Source organism: Geothermobacter ehrlichii (assembly GCF_008124615.1).
GTDB classification, from domain to species: Bacteria; Desulfobacterota; Desulfuromonadia; order Desulfuromonadales; family Geothermobacteraceae; genus Geothermobacter; species Geothermobacter ehrlichii.
In genome coordinates this window covers 187,123-205,778 of sequence record NZ_VNIB01000001.1, presented here as the reverse complement: position 1 = coordinate 205,778, position 18,656 = coordinate 187,123, and the positions used below count along the sequence as shown (strand labels likewise).

Annotated in this window: 19 protein-coding genes; 3 read left to right on the top strand and 16 right to left on the bottom strand. The window is 63.4% G+C overall.

Annotated features, from left to right (window positions below; genetic code table 11):
* The first annotated feature begins 17 nt into the window (after window positions 1-17).
* Window positions 18-1,304: a phosphopyruvate hydratase gene (eno, locus tag EDC39_RS00940; protein WP_148894217.1), complete on the top strand. Its 1,287-nt coding sequence runs from the start codon at window positions 18-20 to the stop codon at window positions 1,302-1,304.
* Window positions 1,305-1,390: 86 nt separating this feature from the next.
* On the opposite strand, the gene EDC39_RS00935 is transcribed toward eno, so the two are convergent.
* From EDC39_RS00935 to EDC39_RS00910, 6 genes are all read right to left on the bottom strand, one after another.
* Entirely contained in the window at window positions 1,391-1,792 is a 402-nt protein-coding gene (locus EDC39_RS00935; RefSeq protein ID WP_148894216.1) for a hypothetical protein, read from the bottom strand.
* A gap of 21 nt (window positions 1,793-1,813) precedes the next feature.
* Complete coding sequence (locus EDC39_RS00930; RefSeq protein WP_148894215.1) at window positions 1,814-2,140, bottom strand: TFIIB-type zinc ribbon-containing protein; 327 nt, start codon at window positions 2,138-2,140, stop codon at window positions 1,814-1,816.
* 75 nt (window positions 2,141-2,215) lie between these two features.
* Entirely contained in the window at window positions 2,216-3,160 is a 945-nt protein-coding gene (gene cas6 / locus EDC39_RS00925; protein ID WP_148894214.1) for a CRISPR system precrRNA processing endoribonuclease RAMP protein Cas6, read from the bottom strand.
* Window positions 3,161-3,268: 108 nt separating this feature from the next.
* Window positions 3,269-4,015 (bottom strand): succinate dehydrogenase/fumarate reductase iron-sulfur subunit, encoded by a 747-nt coding sequence (locus EDC39_RS00920; protein ID WP_148894597.1) that lies wholly within the window; start codon window positions 4,013-4,015, stop codon window positions 3,269-3,271.
* A gap of 14 nt (window positions 4,016-4,029) precedes the next feature.
* On the bottom strand, window positions 4,030-5,946 hold the full coding sequence (locus EDC39_RS00915; protein WP_148894213.1) for a fumarate reductase/succinate dehydrogenase flavoprotein subunit: 1,917 nt from the start codon (window positions 5,944-5,946) through the stop codon (window positions 4,030-4,032).
* 12 nt (window positions 5,947-5,958) lie between these two features.
* Complete coding sequence (locus EDC39_RS00910) at window positions 5,959-6,633, bottom strand: succinate dehydrogenase cytochrome b subunit (RefSeq protein WP_148894212.1); 675 nt, start codon at window positions 6,631-6,633, stop codon at window positions 5,959-5,961.
* A gap of 408 nt (window positions 6,634-7,041) precedes the next feature.
* Here EDC39_RS00910 and tgt point away from each other — a divergent pair, with 408 nt between their 5' ends.
* Complete coding sequence (tgt, locus tag EDC39_RS00905) at window positions 7,042-8,169, top strand: tRNA guanosine(34) transglycosylase Tgt (protein WP_148894211.1); 1,128 nt, start codon at window positions 7,042-7,044, stop codon at window positions 8,167-8,169.
* A 2-nt stretch (window positions 8,170-8,171) separates the two neighbouring features.
* The gene (locus EDC39_RS00900; RefSeq protein ID WP_148894210.1) at window positions 8,172-8,957 is read left to right on the top strand and encodes a hypothetical protein; all 786 of its coding nucleotides are present in this window, start codon (window positions 8,172-8,174) and stop codon (window positions 8,955-8,957) included.
* Window positions 8,958-8,965: 8 nt separating this feature from the next.
* Here the strand turns inward: EDC39_RS00900 and EDC39_RS00895 are convergent, their stop codons facing one another.
* The 10 genes from EDC39_RS00895 to EDC39_RS00850 all read right to left on the bottom strand — a co-directional run bounded on the left by EDC39_RS00895 (window position 8,966) and on the right by EDC39_RS00850 (window position 18,651).
* Complete coding sequence (locus tag EDC39_RS00895; protein WP_148894209.1) at window positions 8,966-9,304, bottom strand: DUF1820 family protein; 339 nt, start codon at window positions 9,302-9,304, stop codon at window positions 8,966-8,968.
* Between the two features lie 25 nt (window positions 9,305-9,329).
* Window positions 9,330-9,635: a rhodanese-like domain-containing protein gene (locus tag EDC39_RS00890; protein ID WP_148894208.1), complete on the bottom strand. Its 306-nt coding sequence runs from the start codon at window positions 9,633-9,635 to the stop codon at window positions 9,330-9,332.
* Window positions 9,632-10,378, bottom strand: a complete 747-nt coding sequence (locus EDC39_RS00885; RefSeq protein WP_148894207.1) for a septal ring lytic transglycosylase RlpA family protein — start codon at window positions 10,376-10,378, stop codon at window positions 9,632-9,634. The genes EDC39_RS00890 and EDC39_RS00885 overlap by 4 nt, the downstream gene beginning before the upstream one ends.
* A 5-nt stretch (window positions 10,379-10,383) precedes the next feature.
* Entirely contained in the window at window positions 10,384-11,307 is a 924-nt protein-coding gene (locus tag EDC39_RS00880) for a PfkB family carbohydrate kinase (RefSeq protein ID WP_187426579.1), read from the bottom strand.
* A gap of 27 nt (window positions 11,308-11,334) precedes the next feature.
* Entirely contained in the window at window positions 11,335-12,288 is a 954-nt protein-coding gene (locus EDC39_RS00875; protein WP_148894205.1) for an acetyl-CoA carboxylase carboxyltransferase subunit alpha, read from the bottom strand.
* A gap of 81 nt (window positions 12,289-12,369) precedes the next feature.
* Complete coding sequence (gene dnaE / locus EDC39_RS00870; RefSeq protein WP_148894204.1) at window positions 12,370-15,846, bottom strand: DNA polymerase III subunit alpha; 3,477 nt, start codon at window positions 15,844-15,846, stop codon at window positions 12,370-12,372.
* 290 nt (window positions 15,847-16,136) lie between these two features.
* Window positions 16,137-16,724, bottom strand: coding sequence for a Maf family protein (locus tag EDC39_RS00865; protein ID WP_148894203.1), 588 nt, complete (start codon window positions 16,722-16,724; stop codon window positions 16,137-16,139).
* A gap of 89 nt (window positions 16,725-16,813) precedes the next feature.
* Window positions 16,814-17,203: a hypothetical protein gene (locus EDC39_RS00860; RefSeq protein WP_148894202.1), complete on the bottom strand. Its 390-nt coding sequence runs from the start codon at window positions 17,201-17,203 to the stop codon at window positions 16,814-16,816.
* A gap of 71 nt (window positions 17,204-17,274) precedes the next feature.
* The gene (locus EDC39_RS00855; RefSeq protein ID WP_148894201.1) at window positions 17,275-18,282 is read right to left on the bottom strand and encodes a helix-turn-helix transcriptional regulator; all 1,008 of its coding nucleotides are present in this window, start codon (window positions 18,280-18,282) and stop codon (window positions 17,275-17,277) included.
* Window positions 18,283-18,651 (bottom strand): nucleotide pyrophosphohydrolase, encoded by a 369-nt coding sequence (locus EDC39_RS00850; RefSeq protein ID WP_148894200.1) that lies wholly within the window; start codon window positions 18,649-18,651, stop codon window positions 18,283-18,285.
* Window positions 18,652-18,656: the final 5 nt, after the last annotated feature.

The window sequence follows — 18,656 nt, the reverse complement described above, 5'->3', positions numbered from 1 at the left end:
CCGGCAAGGGGGATAAAATGAGTGAAATCATTGACGTTTATGCTCGAGAAATCCTCGATTCGCGGGGCAATCCCACCGTCGAGGTCGAAGTCTTCCTCGAAAGCGGCGCCATGGGTCGTGCCGCCGTTCCCAGCGGCGCTTCGACCGGCGAGCGCGAAGCGATCGAGTTGCGCGACGGCGACAAGGGCCGCTACCTTGGCAAGGGTGTGACCAAGGCGGTGGAAAATGTCAACGAGGTCATCGCCGACGCCATCATCGGATGGGAAGCCTCCGACCAGGCCGGCATCGACCGGAAGCTGATCGAACTCGACGGCACCGACTTCAAGAGCAACCTCGGCGCCAACGCCACCCTCGGCGTCTCGCTCGCCTGCGCCAAGGCAGCCGCCGAGGACGCCGGCCTGCCGCTGTACCAGTACATCGGCGGCGCCAACGCCAAGGAACTGCCGCTGCCGATGATGAACATTCTCAACGGCGGCGCCCACGCCGACAACAACGTCGACATCCAGGAGTTCATGATCATGCCTGCCGGCGCCGATTCCTTCAAGGAAGCCCTGCGCATGGGCGCCGAGATCTTCCATCACCTGAAGAAGGTGCTCAAGGAGAAAGGCTACAACACGGCCGTCGGCGACGAAGGCGGCTTCGCCCCCGACCTCGGCAGCAACGAAGAAGCCCTGCAGGTGATCATGGAAGCGATCGAGGCCGCCGGCTACAAGGCCGGGGAGCAGGTTCTGCTGGCTCTCGATGTCGCCGCCTCCGAACTCTACGAAAACGGCAAGTACAACTTCGCCAACGAGAAAGACGCGCTCAAGAGCGCCGAGCAGGTGGTCGACTTCTACGAAGACCTGGTCAACCGCTATCCGATCATCTCCATCGAGGACGGCATGGCGGAAAACGACTGGGACGGCTGGAAACTTCTGACCGAGCGGCTTTCCGGACGGATTCAGCTGGTCGGCGACGACCTGTTCGTCACCAACACCCGGATTCTGAAAGAGGGCATCGACAGGGGAATCGCCAACTCGATCCTGATCAAGCTCAACCAGATCGGCACCCTGACCGAAACCCTCGAAGCGATCGAGATGGCCAAGCGCGCCGGCTACACCGCCGTCGTTTCGCACCGCAGCGGCGAAACGGAAGACACCACCATCGCCGACCTGGTCGTGGCCACCAACGCCGGTCAGATTAAGACAGGCTCTCTCTGCCGCACCGACCGCATCTGCAAATACAACCAGCTTCTGCGCATCGAGGACGAACTCGATTCCGTCGCCGTCTTCGCCGGCCGGGGCGTCTTCTACAACCTGAAGTAGCTCACGCTGCGCACCATGAAAAAACAAGGCCCGCCGGCAATTCCGGCGGGCCTTCTGTCCATCATCTTTCCGGTCGTATTTGCCTTTCACTTCCGGCGATAGAGCCGGTAGGTCCCCCTCTCCTTCTCCCTGGTCAGCAGCCCGTCCTTCTCCAGTCGGCGAAAGAGCTCCTGCAGCCGTTTCTTCGGCAGTTCGGAAAACCGGTCGTACAGCGCGGTCTGTTTCACGCCCGGCTCGGCGGCAACCGCCGCCAGCACAGCCCGAACCAGCTCGTCTCCATCTACTCCGGACGCATTCGCACTTCTGGCAGTGCCGATCTCCTCACCATCCGTGGCCGAATCTTCAGCGTCTGTTGTCGACCCTTCAGCCGGCTCGTCACCGGTGCCGAGCTCGGCCCGGATCTCCTCCTCGACCCGGCGCAACCACTGGTAAAACCAGGCTCCGGCGAGAATCAGGACCGCAAGCAGCAAAAAACCGAAAAACGACATCGTACGCTGCCCCCCTGGCGCCTATTCGCCGGCCGCCCGGCTCGTCTCGGCGGCTTCCTCGTCCTTGAACCATTTTTCGAACCAGGTCCGGTGATCCTTTTCGGAGAGGATCTGCAGATCGCGCGGACCGAGCCAGACACCACCGCAACCGGGACACTTGTCGAGCGGAACGCCGCGAAAGGTCATCGCCTGAATCTCTTCGCCGCACTTGGGACAGCGATTGCGGCAGAGCTCCCGGATCAGCCGCTCCTTCGTTTCCTTGCGCATCTTCTGGATCAGCTCTCTCTCCCGACGGTAGATGTATTCGTTTTCCAGGGCCCGTTCCCGCTCTTTCCAGATGTCCGCCATAAAGTACCTCCCTGTATTTACAGGATTTTACAAAAGTATAACCAAGAGGGCGGCGGTCGCAAGCGATCAGGGAGATCACGGTTCCAGAACCAGCTCCCAGGCCCCGGCACCGCAGGCCGCTCCCTTGCCGAGATTGAGACGCGCTCCGAGCATAAAGAAGGGAGCTCCGTACGCAAGCCATTCTGCCGGCACGGCAATGCGGCCGACGAGCCCGCCGACCGGCTGTTCCCCCCTGTCACCGGACAGCGTCCGCCAGTCCCGCCATTGCAGGCCACCCCGAATATCTTCTTGCGGAAGGTTGGCAAAGAAATCGCCCGGATCGGCCAGCAGGTCGACGCCGCACCAGTAGTGGCACATACCGCAGACACGACGGACAATAAAAGGGAAGAGCTGCGCCAGCGACGGCCTGAAGAGGGGTTTGCCCCTCCGCATCAGCCGGGCGGGCGTGATGAAGCGGATCGCGCCACGCTGGCCCGGCAAAAGCTGCGGCTCACGATCGAAAAAGAAGAGCGGCCATTGCGGGCTGGTCCAAACCTGTCCCGGACACCAGACGGCAACGGCTTCGCCTCGCTCGTCGACGACACTGACCCGGCTTAGGGAAAATTTCCCCTCCCCGTTGCAGAAACCGCATTCGCCGATGTAGACGAAGAGATCGATCAGGGTTGCCGCCAGTTCCCTGCCGCCGCCGAAAAGAAAGAAGTCGAGATCGAGAGAATCGCCTGCCGTCAGGATCCGCGGCAGGCCGGGAACGGGACGGAGCACGTAGGGCACCGGCGGCTTGGCGAGATAGCGCCTGACCTGCGGATCGTCCGATGGTGGCGGCGCCGTCAGCAGGCGCAGGGAGCGGCATTCGTCGCCGGAGCGCATCTTCGCCAGGGCCTTTGCCGCCCGGTTCACCTCCCGGCGCAGAAGGAGCAGCTGCGGCAGGTCGAGGCGAAAATCCTCCTCGAATTCCAGATGCAGACGCAGCAATCCCGCGTCGATATCCTTCCAGTCGCCGCTGGCAGGTCGCAATTCCATTCTCTCGCCCCCATCATGCCGGTCGCGCTTTTCTCCCTTTTACCCCATGGCCGCCGATAAAAAAAGGGCGGATCCGAAGATCCGCCCCGAGTCGGACATGCGACTGTATCAGTCGGCCTTGGGCAGGGCCTTGAGATACTCCCGGTTCATCCGGGCAATGAAATTGACGCTGATGCCCTTCGGGCAGGCAGCCTCGCACTCGTAATGATTGGTGCAGTTGCCGAAACCTTCCTCGTCATGCTGGGCGACCATCGCCTTGACCCGGCGGGTGGCCTCGACCTTGCCCTGAGGCAGCAGGGCGAGATGCGACACCTTGGCCGCGGTGAACAGCATGGCGGAAGCGTTGGGGCAGGCCGCGACGCAGGCACCGCAACCGATGCAGGCGGCGGCGTCCATGGCGGCGTCGGCGTAGGTCTTCGACACCGGAATGGCATTGCCGTCGGGAACACCGCCGGTATGAGCCGAGGTGTAGCCATAGGCCTGGATGATGCGGTCCAGGGCGCTGCGGTCGACGATCAGGTCCTTCATCACCGGGAAGGCACGCGAGCGCCAGGGCTCGATGAAGATGGCGTCGCCATCCTTGAAGCGCCGCATGTGCAGCTGGCAGACGGTCGCCTCCTTCTCGGGGCCGTGAGGAATGCCGTTGATGACCTGCGAACACATGCCGCAGATGCCCTCGCGACAGTCGTGATCGAAGACGATCGGCTCCTTGCCCTCCTTGATCAGCTCTTCGTTGACCTGGTCGAGCATTTCCAGAAAGGAGCTGTCCGGGCTGATATTCTTTGCCTGGTACTGCTCCAACCGTCCGGGGTCGCTGGCGTTCTTCTGCCGCCAGACGTGCAGTGTCAGATTCATACCTTTTTCAGCCATTATTTGTAACTCCTCACAGCAAGTTTGACGTTCTCGAATTTCAGCGGCTCCTTGTGCAGTTCGGGCTCCTTGTCGGTGCCCTTGAACTCCCAGGCGGCCACGTAGGCGAAGTTCTCGTCATCGCGCTTGGCTTCGCCGTCCTCGGTCTGATGCTCGACGCGGAAGTGCCCGCCGCAGGATTCTTCGCGGTGCAGGGCGTCCTTGGCGAGGAGTTCGGCAAATTCGAGGAAATCGGCCAGGCGGCCGGCGTTCTCCAGCTGCTGGTTGATCTCTTCGTTGGTGCCGGTGACGTTGACGTTCTCCCAGAACTCGTTGCGGATTTCCGGAATCCGCTTCAGAGCGTGCTCGAGGCTCTCCTTCGAGCGGGCCATGCCGACGTCTTCCCACATGACCCGGCCCAGCTCGCGGTGCAGCTCAGCAACGGTCTTCTTGCCCTTGATGGAGAGCAGCTTGTCGATCTGCGCCTTGACCTGCTCGGCCGACTCCCGGAATTCGGGAGCATCGGTCTTGACGGTACCGGGAGTGACAGTGGCCAGGTAGCCGGCGATGGTGTAGGGGATGACGAAATAGCCGTCGGCCAGACCCTGCATCAGCGCCGAAGCACCGAGACGGTTGGCTCCATGCACCGAGAAGTTGGCTTCACCGAGCACGAACAGGCCGGGGATGTTGCTCATCAGGTTGTAGTCGACCCAGAGACCGCCCATGGCGTAGTGCGGCGCCGGATAGATGCGCATCGGCACCTGGTAGGCATCCTCGTCGGTGATCTTTTCGTACATCTGGAACAGGTTGCCGTAGCGGGCGGCGATCACGTCCTTGCCGAAGCGTTTGATGGCGTCGGCGAAGTCGAGGTAGACGCCACGACCGCCGGGGCCGATGCCGCGACCGTCGTCGCACTGCTCCTTGGCGGCACGCGAGGCGATGTCGCGCGGGGCCAGGTTGCCGAAGGAGGGGTATTTGCGCTCCAGGTAGTAGTCGCGGTCCTCGTCCGGAATCTCGCCCGGAGCCTTGCCGCAGTCCTCCTTCTTCTTCGGCACCCAGCAGCGGCCGTCGTTACGCAGCGACTCGGACATCAGGGTCAGCTTCGACTGATGGTCGCCCGACTGCGGGATGCAGGTCGGATGAATCTGGGTGTAGCAGGGGTTGGCGAAAAACGCGCCCTTCTTCGCCGCCTTCCAGGTGGCGGTGACGCTGCAGCCCATGGCGTTGGTCGACAGGTAGAAGACGTTGACGTAACCGCCGGTGGCCAGCACCACGGCATCACCCCAGTAGGATTCGATCTCGCCGGTCACCAGGTTGCGGCAGGTGATCCCCTTGGCGACACCGTCGACCACGACCAAATCAAGCATTTCGCGGCGGGCGAAAATCTTCACCGTACCGGCCTTCACCTGGCGCGACAGCGCCTGGTAGGCGCCGAGCAGCAGCTGCTGCCCCGTCTGGCCGCGGGCGTAGAAGGTCCGGGAGACCTGGGCGCCGCCGAAGGAGCGGTTGTCGAGATAACCGGCGTAATCGCGGGCGAAGGGCACGCCCTGGGCGACGCACTGGTCGATGATGTTGTTCGAAACCTGGGCCAGACGCCAGACGTCGGCCTCGCGGGCGCGGAAGTCGCCGCCCTTCATGGTGTCGTAGAAGAGGCGGAAGATGCTGTCGCCGTCGTTCGGATAGTTCTTGGCGGCGTTGATGCCGCCCTGGGCGGCGATCGAATGGGCGCGGCGGGCACTGTCCTGATAACAGAAGGCCTCGACATTGTAGCCAAGCTCGCCGAGAGTCGCGGCGGCGGCGCCGCCGGCAAGGCCAGTACCAACCACGAGAATCTTGAATTTGCGCTTGTTCGCGGGATTCACCAGTTTGAGTTCAAAACGGTGCTTGTCCCAGCTTTCCTGAATCGGTCCGGTCGGACATTTTCCATCGAGTATCACAGTCGGTACCCCCTAAGCTTTGAGAATCGCGAGAGCAAGAATCGGAATCGAGATATAGGCCAGCGCCACGACGAAGGCGTAGAGCTTGCTGACCTTGGTGAAGGCCGGCAGGGTTCTGGTGTTGTTCCAGCCCAGGGTCTGGATCCAGCTCTGGAAACCGTGGCTGACATGGAGGAAGAGGGCCACCATGCCGACGACGTAGAGCAGGACGTTCAGCTTGACCTGCTTGAAGCTGGTCACCACCATGGTGTAGACGTCGAAACGCCCGGCGGCGTCCATCAGTTCGCCGGTCCCGGCCGGCACACCGACGGCGTGCAGGGTGAAGTTGAGAAGGTGATAGACCACGAAGACCAGAATCACCAGACCGCTGACGATCATGGTCTCGGCGGCGAACGAGGTCTTCTGGTTCACCTTCTGGGTGTAGCTGACCGGGCGGGCCGAGCGGTTCTCCAGGGTCAGGGAGATGCCGAGCCAGATGTGGGCCACGAACACGACCAGCATGACCAGGCGCACAACCCAGAGCAGCGGACCGAGATCGCGCAGATGGACCGCATAGGCGTTGATGCCGTCAGGTCCGGCATAGAGCGACATGTTACCCAGAACATGCCCGGTAATGAAAAGAATCAGGATCAGGCCGGTGACGGCCATGATGACCTTTCGACCTACGGAACTTTTCAGCATACTCATGTTTTTAATCCCTCGAAATGTAAGTTCGGAACGTTCAGGGGAAAGCGGTGCTTACAATCTGGATCGGATAGACTGCGGCGGGCTGGTGGTCCTCTCCACTCGGTATCTGACGACATCGGCAAACCCCCTGTTCAACAAGAGTTTTAAAGGCACAGTCAATAGGGAAAAAGCGCCCGGAAAACGGGCCCTGCAAGCGTGGACTAGATACCATCGAACCTGTATACGTGTCAACCGAAAAGATGCACACTGTATACAGTTTTTCAAACCCCGTTCGGATACGAAAACGGGCCGTAACCACCTTTGAGACAACCACTTTTGCCAGCCTCCGTGCGACAACCGACGGCTTGTTGCGCCGGCCGTTTTCTGTTACAAGAACCCATACTCCACACCACAGCAGAAAGGCCGTTCATGTTTCGTTTCGAACTTCTGGCACAAGACAGCACCACCTGCGCCCGGCGCGGCCGGATTCACACGCCGCACGGAACCATCGAGACCCCCATTTTCATGCCAGTCGGCACCCACGGTGCCCTCAAGGCCATGACGCCGGACCAGGTCGCGGCCGCAGGGGCACAGATCATCCTCGCCAACACCTACCACCTCCACCTGCGGCCGGGCGAAGGTCTGGTCGCAAAGGCGGGAGGACTGCACCGGTTCATGAACTGGCAGGGGCCGATCCTGACCGACAGCGGCGGCTTTCAGGTCTTCTCCCTGCCCAACAAGGAGATCGGCGAGGACGGCGTCACCTTCCGCAACGAGGTGACCGGCCAATCGACCTTTCTCGGCCCGCGGGAGGCGATCGCCATCGAAAACGCCCTCGGCGCCGACATCATCATGGCCTTCGACGAGTGCATCCCCTACCCGGCCAGTCACGACTACGCGGCGAAATCGATCCGCAAGACCATCCGCTGGGCCGAAGCCTGCCGCAAGGCCCATGCCCGCAGCGACCAGGCCCTGTTCGGCATCGTCCAGGGGAGTGTCTACGAGGATCTGCGCCGCCAGTGCGCCCAAGCGCTGACGGAGATGGATTTTCCCGGCTACGCCATCGGCGGGGTCAGCGTCGGGGAGGGGCTGGAACTGCTGAAGCAGGTAGTCGAATTCACCGAGCCCTGGCTGCCTCAGGACAAACCCCGCTACCTGATGGGCGTCGGCCTGCCGGAAGACATTCTCGAAAGCATCGAGCGGGGCATGGACATGTTCGACTGCGTCATTCCGACCCGCTATGCGCGCAGCGCCACCCTCTTCACCCGCCGCGGCCGCATGCGGCTGACGCAGCGCAAATACCGGCGCGACTTCTACCCGGTCGACACCCGCTGCGAATGCTACTGCTGCCGCAACTTCTCCCGCGCCTATCTGCACCACCTGTTCAACGCCAACGAGGTGCTCTCGGCCACCCTGGCCGCCATCCACAACGTCCACTTCTACCTCGATATGGTGGCGCAGGCGCGCAAGGCGATCGAAGAGGGACGCTACCGGGCGTTCAAGACGGCGTTTCTCGAGGAATACGGCTTTTACGAAAAGAGCAAAAAGGGCGGCTGAGCATGAACGACGGGGCACTTCCCGGAACGACCGATCAGGCCCGGCGCCTGCTGCTGGCGCTCCGGGCCGGGCCGGAGGAGCTGTTCCGACTGGTCCACGACCCGGACCCGCTGGTCGTGCGCAACCTGTTGAAGAATCCCCACCTGAACGAAGACCACCTGCTGGTCCTGCTGAAGAGGCGCGATCTCGGCGAGGACCTGCTCAAGGCCCTGCACCAGCGCTTCCGGGAAGGCGCCAGCCACCGGCTGATCCTGGCCATGGCCCGCAACCCGGACCTTCCCGCCGCCATCGCCCTGAGCCTGCTGCCGCACCTCTACCTGTTCGAACTGCTCGACTTCTGCCTGCTGCCCGGCATGACGCCCGACCAGCGCCTGGCCGCCGAACGGCAGATCATCCGCCGCCTGCCGGAAATCCCGCTCGGCCAGAAGATCACCCTTGCGCGGCGCGGAACCAACGCCATCCTGGCGGAACTGGTCAAGGAGGGCCATCCGCAGATCGTCGGGCCCTGTCTCGACAACCCGCGCCTCAAGGAAGTCGCCCTGCTCCAGTTCCTGCGCACAGGCGCCGCCACGGCGGAAACCATCTCGCAGATCGCCCGGCATCCGCGCTGGCAGCACAGGCCGAACCTGAAAATGGCGATCCTCAAGCATCCGCGAACGCCGATGGTCTGGTACGTCTGCTGGCTGCCGGCACTGAAGGGAACACAGCTGAAAGAGCTGCTGCACAGCCGGAACATTCCGGCGGAGAAACGGCAGCGGATAAGGGATCTTCTGAACCGGCGGGGATGAAGACGGGCTCAGTCCCTGACCATGGGGGCGGAGGGAGGCAGACCCGGGCCGCCCGGCTGCCCGGTCGGGGTCATGGGAAGCACCTTGCCGGGACCTTCCTTTTCCACCTCTTCGATACGACTGACCGCCTGAAAGGGGATGAGCAGCCGCCGGACGCCGCTGAACTCCTTCTTCAGGCTCTCTTCCGACGGATCGACGACAATGGACGATTTCTCGCCGAAGAGCAGATCCCGCACCTCGACAAAACCGTAGAGATCGGCCTGCTCCACCTGGCGGGCGTAGAGTTCGTAAGATTTTCCCATACTGTTGAAGTAGATGCGGTAGATTTTCTTGCCTCGACTCACCATGACGACCTCGGTATTGGTCTGGCGTTCATTCCTTCACCAGCGGCAGACGTTTCCGGCGCCAGCCCCGCATGTGTCCGGAAAGCAGTGACACGTCCGTCTGCCCGCGCAACAGCAGCAGCCCGGCCGCGAGCCATGCGCGCGGACCGTGCTCGCAGGTCAGCACCACCGACCCTTTTGCCCCGGCGACCGCTTCCGCCAGCAACCCGCCGCGCCACCAGGGAATGTTGACCGCACCCGGAATATGGCCGGCCCGGAATTCGAAGCGCAGCCGGACATCGATGACCAGCGTCTCCTCATCGCCCAGCCGCTGCAGCAGAGTTTCGGGCTTCACTGCAGAGACACCACGAAGGCGCCGGCAAAATCGCCGGCGGCCAGCTCGGCGCGAACCTTCTCGGCGGCCGCCAGACTGACGAAACGGCCGACCCGCACCCGGAAGAAACGACGGCCGGCGACAACGCCCTCGGCGACACTGGCCGTGCCGAAAAGGCCGCGCAGCCTGGCGGCCAGGCGATAGGCATTGTCCGCCAGGGAAAAGGCACCGACCTGGACGGCGAAGACTCCGGCGTCGTAGCTCTTCGGTTGCCGGTAGCCGTCCCGCCCGTCGGCGCGGTAACCGAGCGCCTCGATGCGCACCGGTGCGGTCCCCGTCTCGACGATGTCGAGCTGCCGGGCGGCGGCGTAGGAAAGATCGATGATGCGGCCGGCGACAAAGGGGCCGCGGTCGTTGATCCGCACCACCGCCTGCCGGCCGTTGCGCCTGTTGGTCACCCGCACGTACACGCCCAGCGGCAGGGTCTTGTGAGCGGCGGTCATGGCGTACATGTCGTAGATCTCGCCGTTGCTGGTCTTGCGGCCGTGAAACTTGCGGCCATACCAGCTGGCGATGCCCTCCTGCACGAATCCACGGTGATCAGGCAGCGGATCGTAGCGCCGGCCATTGACCATGTAGGGCCGCTCGTACCCCTTCAGCCGGCGGCTTTCGGGCGTGTCGAGCACCCGGGTCCGGTAGGCGGGACCGCCACAGGCGGTCAGCAGCAACGTGCAGAGCAGACAGCAGAAAATGAACAGGCGCATTCTCGTCACTCGGTGATGCGGAGAGTCGTCCAGCGGATGTCGCCGGTTTCCCGGGCCAGAAACCGCAGGGTTTCATCCAGTCCGGCGATGGCGGCCTGCCCGCCGAGGCCCCGCGCCTTGAGCGCGGCGCAGGCCGAGGCGAAGGCCAGCACCGCCGGCAGCGGCCAGGCCTGCAGCAGCCCGAAAACATAGCCGCCGTGAAAGACATCGCCGCACCCCGTGGTATCGATCACATCGACGCCGAAAGCCGGCTGGTGGATCACCTCGCCGGCGAGCAGCGACCAGCAGCCTTCGGCACCGGCGGTGACCGTCACCGTGCCGCCGAAGGCTGCCAGCGGCTCGAGCGCCGCCGGAGGCTCGGGCCGTCCGGTCCACTGCCGGGCGAATTTTTCGCTGACCACCAGGTGATCGATCAGGGGCAGCAGCTCGGCGGTTCGCGGCCGCAACGACCCGCCGTCCAGCACCGTCGTCACCCCGGCTTCGCGGGCCGCCCGGGCGGCGGCCAGAGCGGCGTCGAAATCGAGATCGTCCAGCAGCAGCACTTTTGCCGCAGCAATCAGCTCCGCGGTCTCGTCCGTCAAGTGAAAGGGGCGCCTCGCGCCCCTCTTCCAGAAGATGTTCCGCTTGCCGGTCGTCCGGTCGGCAATCACCCAGGCACGCTGGCTCTCCCCTTCGGGATCGACCTGCAGCAGGCGGCAGTCAACTCCCTCGGCCACCAGACTCCACCGGATCAGACGGCCGGCCTCGTCGCCACCGACGGCACCGAAAAAGGCCGTCCGCACACCCAGCCGCGCCAGGGTCACCAGGGCAGTCGCAACCGGCCCACCGGCCTGCTCGCAGCTGGCGAGCAGCTCGGTTTTCGCGTCGGGATGCGGCCATTGTTCGACCAACCCGACCTGGTCCCAGCAGCACTGGCCGAGACCGACCACCTCGAAACAGGCCCCTGACGCCAGAAGCTACTCCTTGACCCGCGTCATGGCGCGGAATTTCTGGTAGCGTTGCTCGACCAGCTCGTCGGGCGAAAGCTGCTTCAGCTCCTCGAGATGTTTCTTCAGATACTGCTTCACGCTGGCTGCGGCCGCTACGGGATCGGTGTGGGCGCCTCCCGGTGGCTCGGGAATGATGTCGTCGATGACACATCCCAGAGCGTCGATGTCGGTGGAGGTCAGCTTGAGGGCCTCGGCCGCTTCCGGACCACGGCTGCCATCCGACCAGAGAATGGCGGCGCAGCCCTCCGGGGAGATGACGGCGTAGACCGAGTACTGCATCATCATCACCCGGTTGCCGACAGCGATGGCCAGGGCACCGCCCGAACCGCCTTCGCCGGTGACCGTGACGATGACCGGCACCCTGAGACCGGCCATCTCCCGCAGGTTGCGGGCGATCGCTTCGGCCTGGCCGCGCTCCTCGGCGCCGATGCCGGGAAAGGCCCCCGGCGTATCGACGAAGGTGAAGATCGGCAGACCGAACTGCTCGGCCATCTTCATCACCCGCAGGGCCTTGCGGTAGCCCTCGGGATTGGGCATGCCGAAATTGCGATGCACCTTCTCCTTTGTGTCCCTCCCCTTCTGGTGGCCGATGATGGCACAGGGTTCCCCGTCGAGACGGGCGAAGCCGCAGACCAGGGCCGGATCGTCGCGAAAATTGCGGTCGCCGTGCACCTCGAACCAGTCGGTGAAAATGTGTTCGATATAGTCCAGGGTGTAGGGACGGTTCTGGTGACGTGCCAGCTGGGTGCGCTGCCAGCGAGTCAGTTTGGAGAAGATCTCTTCCCGCAACTTGGTCGCCTTCTTTTCCAGTTTGCGGATATCGCTGGAAAAATCGACGTTGGCCGTCGAGTAGTCCCGCAACTCGCGGATCTTCTGCTCGAGTTCGACCAGTGGCTTTTCAAAATCGAGGTAATAGTGCATTCGACTCTCCCGAACGGTTTGTCTTGCGGTATCCGACGGGCGTCTCCACCATCCATGGCAGGCTCCCGCCGACAGCATGTCCTACTCAAAAGTGACGATATTATAGCCGAAAAGGCGTTCGGCATCATCCAACATTTGGTCCGTCGCCGCAACCCTCAGATTGTCCGGCAGCCGCAAGGTCGTCTCGCTGCGGTCGGGAATGACCATGTGCAGCATGACCTGGCACTCGCCGCGGTGTTTCTCGATCACCTCGCGCAGTTGCCGCAGACGGGTTTCGTCGAGCCCCGGCGTGGTCAGCCGGAAATGAACCCGCCGGGTTTCGCTGGCCTGAACCTCGCTCAGGTTCTGGACCTTGTTCACCATCAGCTTGTTGCTCTCTTCGCCGGCGTCGACGTTGCCGGTGATCAGCAGAGCCTCCTCGCTCTGCAGCAGCTCGCGCGATTCGGCATAGGTCTCGGGAAAGACAACCATCTCGACGAAGCCGTTCAGATCCTCCAGGGTGACAAACGCCATCCGGTCGCCCTTCTTGGTGGTCAGCTCCTTCAGGCCGCTGACGATACCGCAGATACGAACCTCTTCCTTGTCACTGCATTCGGCGAGCCCGGCGGTGTCGACGGTGGCGAAGCGCCTGATCGATTCGGCGTGCCGGGCCAGCGGATGACCGGAGATGTAGAAGCCGAGCGATTCCTTCTCGAAGCCGAGCTTGGTCTTATCGTCCCACTCGGGAACGTCCGGCAGGCGACCGTAGCCGTCGCCGTTGGCGGTGGTGTGGATCTCCTCGCTGCCGAACAGGGATTCCTGGCCGATTTCGCGCTCGCGCTGGATGCGGGCGGCTGTCTCCATGGCATCTTCCAGGGCCGCCAGGTACTGGGCGCGATGTCCGCCCAGCGAGTCGAAAGCGCCGCACTTGATCAGCGCCTCGACCACCTTCTTGTTGACCTTGCGCAGATCGACCCGCTCGCAGAAATCGTGCAGCGAGGCGAACGGCGCTTCCTGCCGTGCCGCCAGAATGGCGTCGAGGGCGGCGCTGCCGGCGCCCTTGACCGCGCCGAGGCCGAAGCGGATCTGGCCGTCATGCACGGTGAAGGTGCGATCCGAGGCGTTGATGTCCGGCGGCAGAACCTCGATGCCCATGGAGCGCACTTCGTTGATGTTCTTGATCACCTTGTCGGTGTTTTCCATGTCCTCGGTGAGCAGTGCCGCCATGAACTCGACCGGGTAGTGCGCCTTCAGGTAGGCGGTCTGGTAGGCCACCAGGGCGTAGGCCGCCGAGTGCGACTTGTTGAAGCCGTAGGCGGCGAACTTCTCCATCAGGTCGAAGACCGCCTCGGCCTTCTTCAGGTCGAGCTTGTTCTCCTTGGCGCCGGCGAGGAAGATCTCCTTCTGCTTGGCCATCTCCTCGGGCTTCTTCTTGCCCATCGCCCGCCGCAGCAGGTCGGCGCCGCCAAGGCTGTAGTTGGCCAGGGTCTGCGCGATCAGCATGACCTGTTCCTGGTAGACGATGACGCCGTAGGTGTCCTTCAGGATCGGCTCGAGCTGCGGAAAGGGGTAGTCGAAATCCTCCAGCCCGTGCTTGCGCTTGATGAAGGAGTCGACCATGCCCGAGCCGAGGGGCCCCGGCCGGTAGAGGGCGACCATGGCGATCAGGTCCTCGAAGCAGTTCGGCTTCAGCTTGACCAGATACTCCTTCATGCCGCTCGATTCGAGCTGGAAGACGCCGGTGGTCTCGCCGCGGGAGAGAAGCTGGTAGGTCTTCTCGTCGTCGTCGGGCACCGTCTTCAGGTCGAAATCGGGGTTGACCCCCTCGCGGATCAGGCGCACGGCGTTGTTGATGACGGTCAGGGTCTTCAGACCGAGGAAGTCGAACTTGACCAGGCCGATCTGTTCGACATAGCTCATCGAGTACTGGGTGACCAGCGAATTGGCCTTCTGGTCCTTGTACAGCGGCAGGTATTCGGGCAGCGGCTTCGGCGTCACCACCACGCCGGCGGCATGGGTGGAGGCGTGGCGGGTCAGCCCCTCCAGCGCCAGGGCGATGCGGATCAGCTCCCTGACCTTGGGATCCTTCTCCCGCAGTTCGACCAGCTTCGGCTCCTGCTTCAGCGCCTGCTCGAGGGTCATGCCCAGCACCGAGGGGATCAGCTTGGCGATCTTGTCGACCTCGGCGTAGGTCATGCCCAGGGCGCGGCCGACATCGCGCACCACGCCCTTGGCCTGCATGGTGCCGAAGGTGATGATCTGGGCGACGTTTTTCTCGCCGTATTTCTCCCGAACGTAGTTGATCACTTCCTCGCGGCCGTAGATGCAGAAATCGACGTCGATATCCGGCATCGATATCCGCTCCGGGTTGAGAAAGCGCTCGAACAGCAGGTTGTACGGCATCGGATCGATGTCGGTGATGCGGATGGCGTAGGCGACCAGCGAGCCGGCCGCCGAACCGCGCCCCGGACCGACCGGAATGTCGTGATCCTTGGCCCAGTTGATGAAGTCGGCGACGATCAGAAAGTAGCCGGGAAAACCCATCTGCCTGATGCAGTCGAGCTCCGTCTGCAGCCGCTCCCGGTAGCGCTCCTCGTCCTCGGCGCTGAAATCAGGACGCAGACGGCGGATGGCCCGCAGCCGCTCTTCCAGCCCCTGCCACGCCATCTCGGCCAGCACCTCGTCGAGGCTCTTGTCGGCCGGTTTTTCGTATTGCGGAAAATGATAGGTCTTCAGGTCGAGTTCGAGGTTGCAGCGTTCGGCAATGCGGACGGTGTTGTCCAGCGACTCGGGACAGTCGCCGAACATGGCCGCCATCTCTTCCGGCGTCTTGAGATAGAACTGGTCGTTGGCAAAGCGGAAACGGTTGGGATCGTCCATCGACTTGCCGGTCTGGATGCAGAGCAGCACCTCGTGCGCCTGGGCATCCTCCCGGTTCAGGTAGTGGCAGTCGTTGGTGGCGACCAGGGGCAGACCGAGCTCGGCGGCGATCTCCTTCAGGCCGGCGTTGACCACCGCCTGTTCGGGAATGTGGTTTTCCTGCAGTTCGAGGTAGAGACGGCCGTCGTCGAAGATCTCGGCCATGGCCCGGGCGCGCTTTTTCGCTTCGTCCATCTGGCCGAGATTGATCAGCACCGGAATCTCGCCGCCGAGGCAGGCGGTCATGGCGATCAGCCCCTCATTGTATTCCTTGAGCAGCTCCCAGTCGATGCGCGGCCGGTAGTAGAACCCCTCGATGTTGGCCGCCGTCACCAGATGGCAGAGGTTGCGGTACCCGGTCTGGTTCATGCAGAGCAGAACCAGGTGGTAGGAAGCCTCGGAGGAGCCACGGGCGTCGCTCTTCTTGAAACGGGAATCGGGCGCGACATAGAGCTCGCTGCCGATGATCGGCTTGATGCCGGCGGCATGCGCCTTCTTGTAGAATTCGATGGCGCCGTGCATGTTGCCGTGGTCGGTTATGGCCACGGCGGGCATGTTCAGATCGCGGACCCGGTTCACCAGGTCGTCGATCTTGATGGCGCCGTCAAGCAGGCTGTACTGGCTGTGCAGATGAAGATGGACGAAATTGGCGTGTTGCATTCCCGCTCCGGTAGCGCTTCAAAAAACGAACTAGGAGGGTGTCGAACTATGCGAGCTGAAGCAAAAGGATGTTTGAGACCAGATTTTGGCTCGTTTGCAGCCGCATAGCCGTAGCTACGGGGCAAAAAGGAGCTGAAAACTGGGCCAAACAGCCGGATTTGCAGCCAGTTCATGGATAGCCCGACCCACTCCTGAGCATCAGAATCGAAAGAAGAAAGGACGGTCTGGCGAAAGCGGCCGGATTCTACCACCGCCGCCGCGAAGGGGTCAACGAAAGCGGCGGCCGCCGCCTACGGGGCCAGTACCCGGACACCGAACTGGCCGAGCATGTCGACCAGGCGGATCAGCGGCAGGCCGATCAGAGTGTTGAAATCGTCTCCCTCCATGCGTTCCATCAGGGCGATGCCCAGCCCCTCCACCTTGAAGGAGCCGGCGCAGTCGAAGGGACGCTCCCGCTCGAGATAGTGGCGGATCTCTTCGTCGGAAAGCTTGCGCAGGGTGACGGTGAAGGTGGCATAGTCGGTCAGGGCCTGCCCGCTGGCGCTGTCGAGCACCGACAAACCGGTGTAGAAGGTATGGCTGCGACCGGCCATGGCCCGAAGCTGCTTTTCGGCCTGGCGGGCGGTTCCGGGCTTGCCGTGAATCCGGCCGCGTGGATCGACGAAAATCTGGTCGGAACCGATGATCAGTGCGTCGGGAAAGCGCTGGGCCAGGCTCAGGGCCTTGCCGGCGGCCAGATGCTTGACCAGCAGTTCGGGAGCGACATGCTGCTCCAGCTGCTCGTCGAATTTCGGCGCGGCGGTCAGAAAGGGAATGCCGAGCTGGTCGAGCAGGCGCCGGCGATAGGGGCTTGTCGAAGCAAGAACGATGGTGCGCATGACGCTCCTCCGAAGGATTTGCCCCCTTTTGTAGCGCAGGGGACGGGAACTTGCCAACCCCCTGCCCGCCTTTTCCCCGCCGACGGCGCTCAGGCCACGCAGCGCCGGCCGAAACGGCCCCGTTCAGCGGCCGGGGCCGCCAAAAAAAACCTGGTCGCATCGTCGCGGCGGCGCCGGGACGACGCCAGGGGCGAGTCGTCGATCGAACCGGCGAGACTCTCCCGCAGGGCGGCCTTCAGCTCCTCGACGGAAACGCGCGAGAGGAACGCCCGCAGGTCCGCTGGAGCGAGAAAGCTGTCGACAAAGGTCAGGTCGCAGCCGTCGTCAGCCAGCTCGACCAGCACCTCGCCCTCGTAACTGCCGTCGCCGATCAGGCCGGAAACCAGCTCGCCGCCGCTCCCCGTCCGCTGCCGCTCCCGTTTCCAGGCCTCGAAATAGAGCCCCTGTCCGCCTTCCGTCATCAGATCGAGCCAGATCATGGTGCATCCTCCTGCCAGAAAGTTGTGTTCTGCTGCAGCCTGAGGATAGACACCACTTATGACACAATATGTCACACTGTGCCAGCCAGGGCCTGTTGCAGGCCGTCGACAAAGGCACGACGCAGCTCTTCGGGCTCGAGAACCTGCACGTGCGGCAGATAGGAATAGAGCCAGGCCAGCAGCTCGGTGCGCCCCCCGACCCGCATCCGCAGCTCGAGGGAACCGTCTTCGAGACGGGTGATGCTCTGGCTCTCATGCCATTGCCGCTCGCGAACGAGATGGGCGACAACCGGTCCGAACCGGACCCGGACATCCATCTCCTCCTCGCTGATCAGGCCGAAACTGCCGTCGGTCAGCTGCTGCGGCCGGTAGTCTTCCGGCACCTCGAACCTCTCGTCGGTCAGCTCGACCGCCTCGATCCGGTCGACCAGAAAAAGCCGCAGCGCCTTGCGGTTGTGGGCGTAGCCGGCCAGGTAGAGGGCTTGCTGGTGAAAAATGAGGGTATAGGGGTCGAAGAGATAGGTCGCAACCTCCCGCCGCGGCGGCCGGTAGCGCAGCCGGCAACGATACTGGAACAGCAGGGCACGGCGCAGCAGAACCAGCTGCTCCCGGCGGGAGGCATAGTCGCGCACGCCGGAAAATTTCGGCGCCATCGCCGTGGCGATCCGCTCCAGATGGGCGACGCTGCGCGGTGGCAGCGACGACCTGATACGGGCGAAAATGGCGTCCAGATCGTCCTGGAAGGGAGTGCCGCGCAGAAAGGCCAGCTGGTTGCGGCACAGATAGAGGGTCATCAGCTCCTCGAGGGAGAAGGTGACCGGCGGTACCTGCTTGAAGCCGGTCAGAAAACGGTAGACCACCCGACCGTCCCCGCCCGGCTCGCTGACCAGGGGATAGCCGGCGTCGGCAATGGCCCGCAGGTCGCGATAAACGGTGCGCCGGGTAACGCCGCATTCCTCTGCCAGCTCGTCGACCGTGGCACCGTAGCGGGCCTCGAGAATGCGGATCACATCATGCAGCCGCGCCGCCTGGCTGTACTTTTTGGCCGGCTTGCCCGGCCTGCGTTTCGCCCCTGACATTCAGCCTCCGTCCTTCCACTGATGACGATGGGCGCGCCCCTTCACCCGCTCGACGGGGAATCGCCGCCGGTTACAGGCCAGTTTGTCGGCGGTCGCCGCCGCCAGGTCGATGTCGAGACAGGTGCTCAGGGAGCAGAGATAGAGCAGGACATCGGCCATCTCCGCGCCGATCTCGCGACGCTGCCGCTCGTCGAGCGCACCGGGGTCGATGTCGCCGTCCCACTGGAAGTGCTCCATCAGTTCGGCCGCCTCGATGGCGACGGACATGGCCAGGTTCTTGGGCGTGTGATACTGCCGCCAGTTGCGCTCCTCGACAAAGCGGGCCATGGCCGCCTTCAGCTCGGCCAGGGTCGTCTCCCTGTCGGTCATTTTTC

Excerpts from the sequence above, each read along its gene's own strand:
- cas6 (WP_148894214.1), bottom strand. The coding sequence starts at position 3,160 with ATGGAATTGCGACCTGCCAGCGGCGACTGGAAGGATATCGACGCGGGA.
- eno (WP_148894217.1), top strand. The coding sequence starts at position 18 with ATGAGTGAAATCATTGACGTTTATGCTCGAGAAATCCTCGATTCGCGG.
- EDC39_RS00865 (WP_148894203.1), bottom strand. The coding sequence starts at position 16,724 with ATGCGCACCATCGTTCTTGCTTCGACAAGCCCCTATCGCCGGCGCCTG.
- EDC39_RS00855 (WP_148894201.1), bottom strand. The coding sequence starts at position 18,282 with ATGTCAGGGGCGAAACGCAGGCCGGGCAAGCCGGCCAAAAAGTACAGC.
- EDC39_RS00935 (WP_148894216.1), bottom strand. The coding sequence starts at position 1,792 with ATGTCGTTTTTCGGTTTTTTGCTGCTTGCGGTCCTGATTCTCGCCGGA.
- EDC39_RS00920 (WP_148894597.1), bottom strand. The coding sequence starts at position 4,015 with ATGAATCTGACACTGCACGTCTGGCGGCAGAAGAACGCCAGCGACCCC.
- EDC39_RS00910 (WP_148894212.1), bottom strand. The coding sequence starts at position 6,633 with ATGAGTATGCTGAAAAGTTCCGTAGGTCGAAAGGTCATCATGGCCGTC.
- tgt (WP_148894211.1), top strand. The coding sequence starts at position 7,042 with ATGTTTCGTTTCGAACTTCTGGCACAAGACAGCACCACCTGCGCCCGG.
- EDC39_RS00895 (WP_148894209.1), bottom strand. The coding sequence starts at position 9,304 with ATGGTGAGTCGAGGCAAGAAAATCTACCGCATCTACTTCAACAGTATG.
- EDC39_RS00900 (WP_148894210.1), top strand. The coding sequence starts at position 8,172 with ATGAACGACGGGGCACTTCCCGGAACGACCGATCAGGCCCGGCGCCTG.
- EDC39_RS00930 (WP_148894215.1), bottom strand. The coding sequence starts at position 2,140 with ATGGCGGACATCTGGAAAGAGCGGGAACGGGCCCTGGAAAACGAATAC.
- EDC39_RS00875 (WP_148894205.1), bottom strand. The coding sequence starts at position 12,288 with ATGCACTATTACCTCGATTTTGAAAAGCCACTGGTCGAACTCGAGCAG.
- EDC39_RS00850 (WP_148894200.1), bottom strand. The coding sequence starts at position 18,651 with ATGACCGACAGGGAGACGACCCTGGCCGAGCTGAAGGCGGCCATGGCC.
- EDC39_RS00885 (WP_148894207.1), bottom strand. The coding sequence starts at position 10,378 with ATGCGCCTGTTCATTTTCTGCTGTCTGCTCTGCACGTTGCTGCTGACC.
- dnaE (WP_148894204.1), bottom strand. The coding sequence starts at position 15,846 with ATGCAACACGCCAATTTCGTCCATCTTCATCTGCACAGCCAGTACAGC.
- EDC39_RS00860 (WP_148894202.1), bottom strand. The coding sequence starts at position 17,203 with ATGATCTGGCTCGATCTGATGACGGAAGGCGGACAGGGGCTCTATTTC.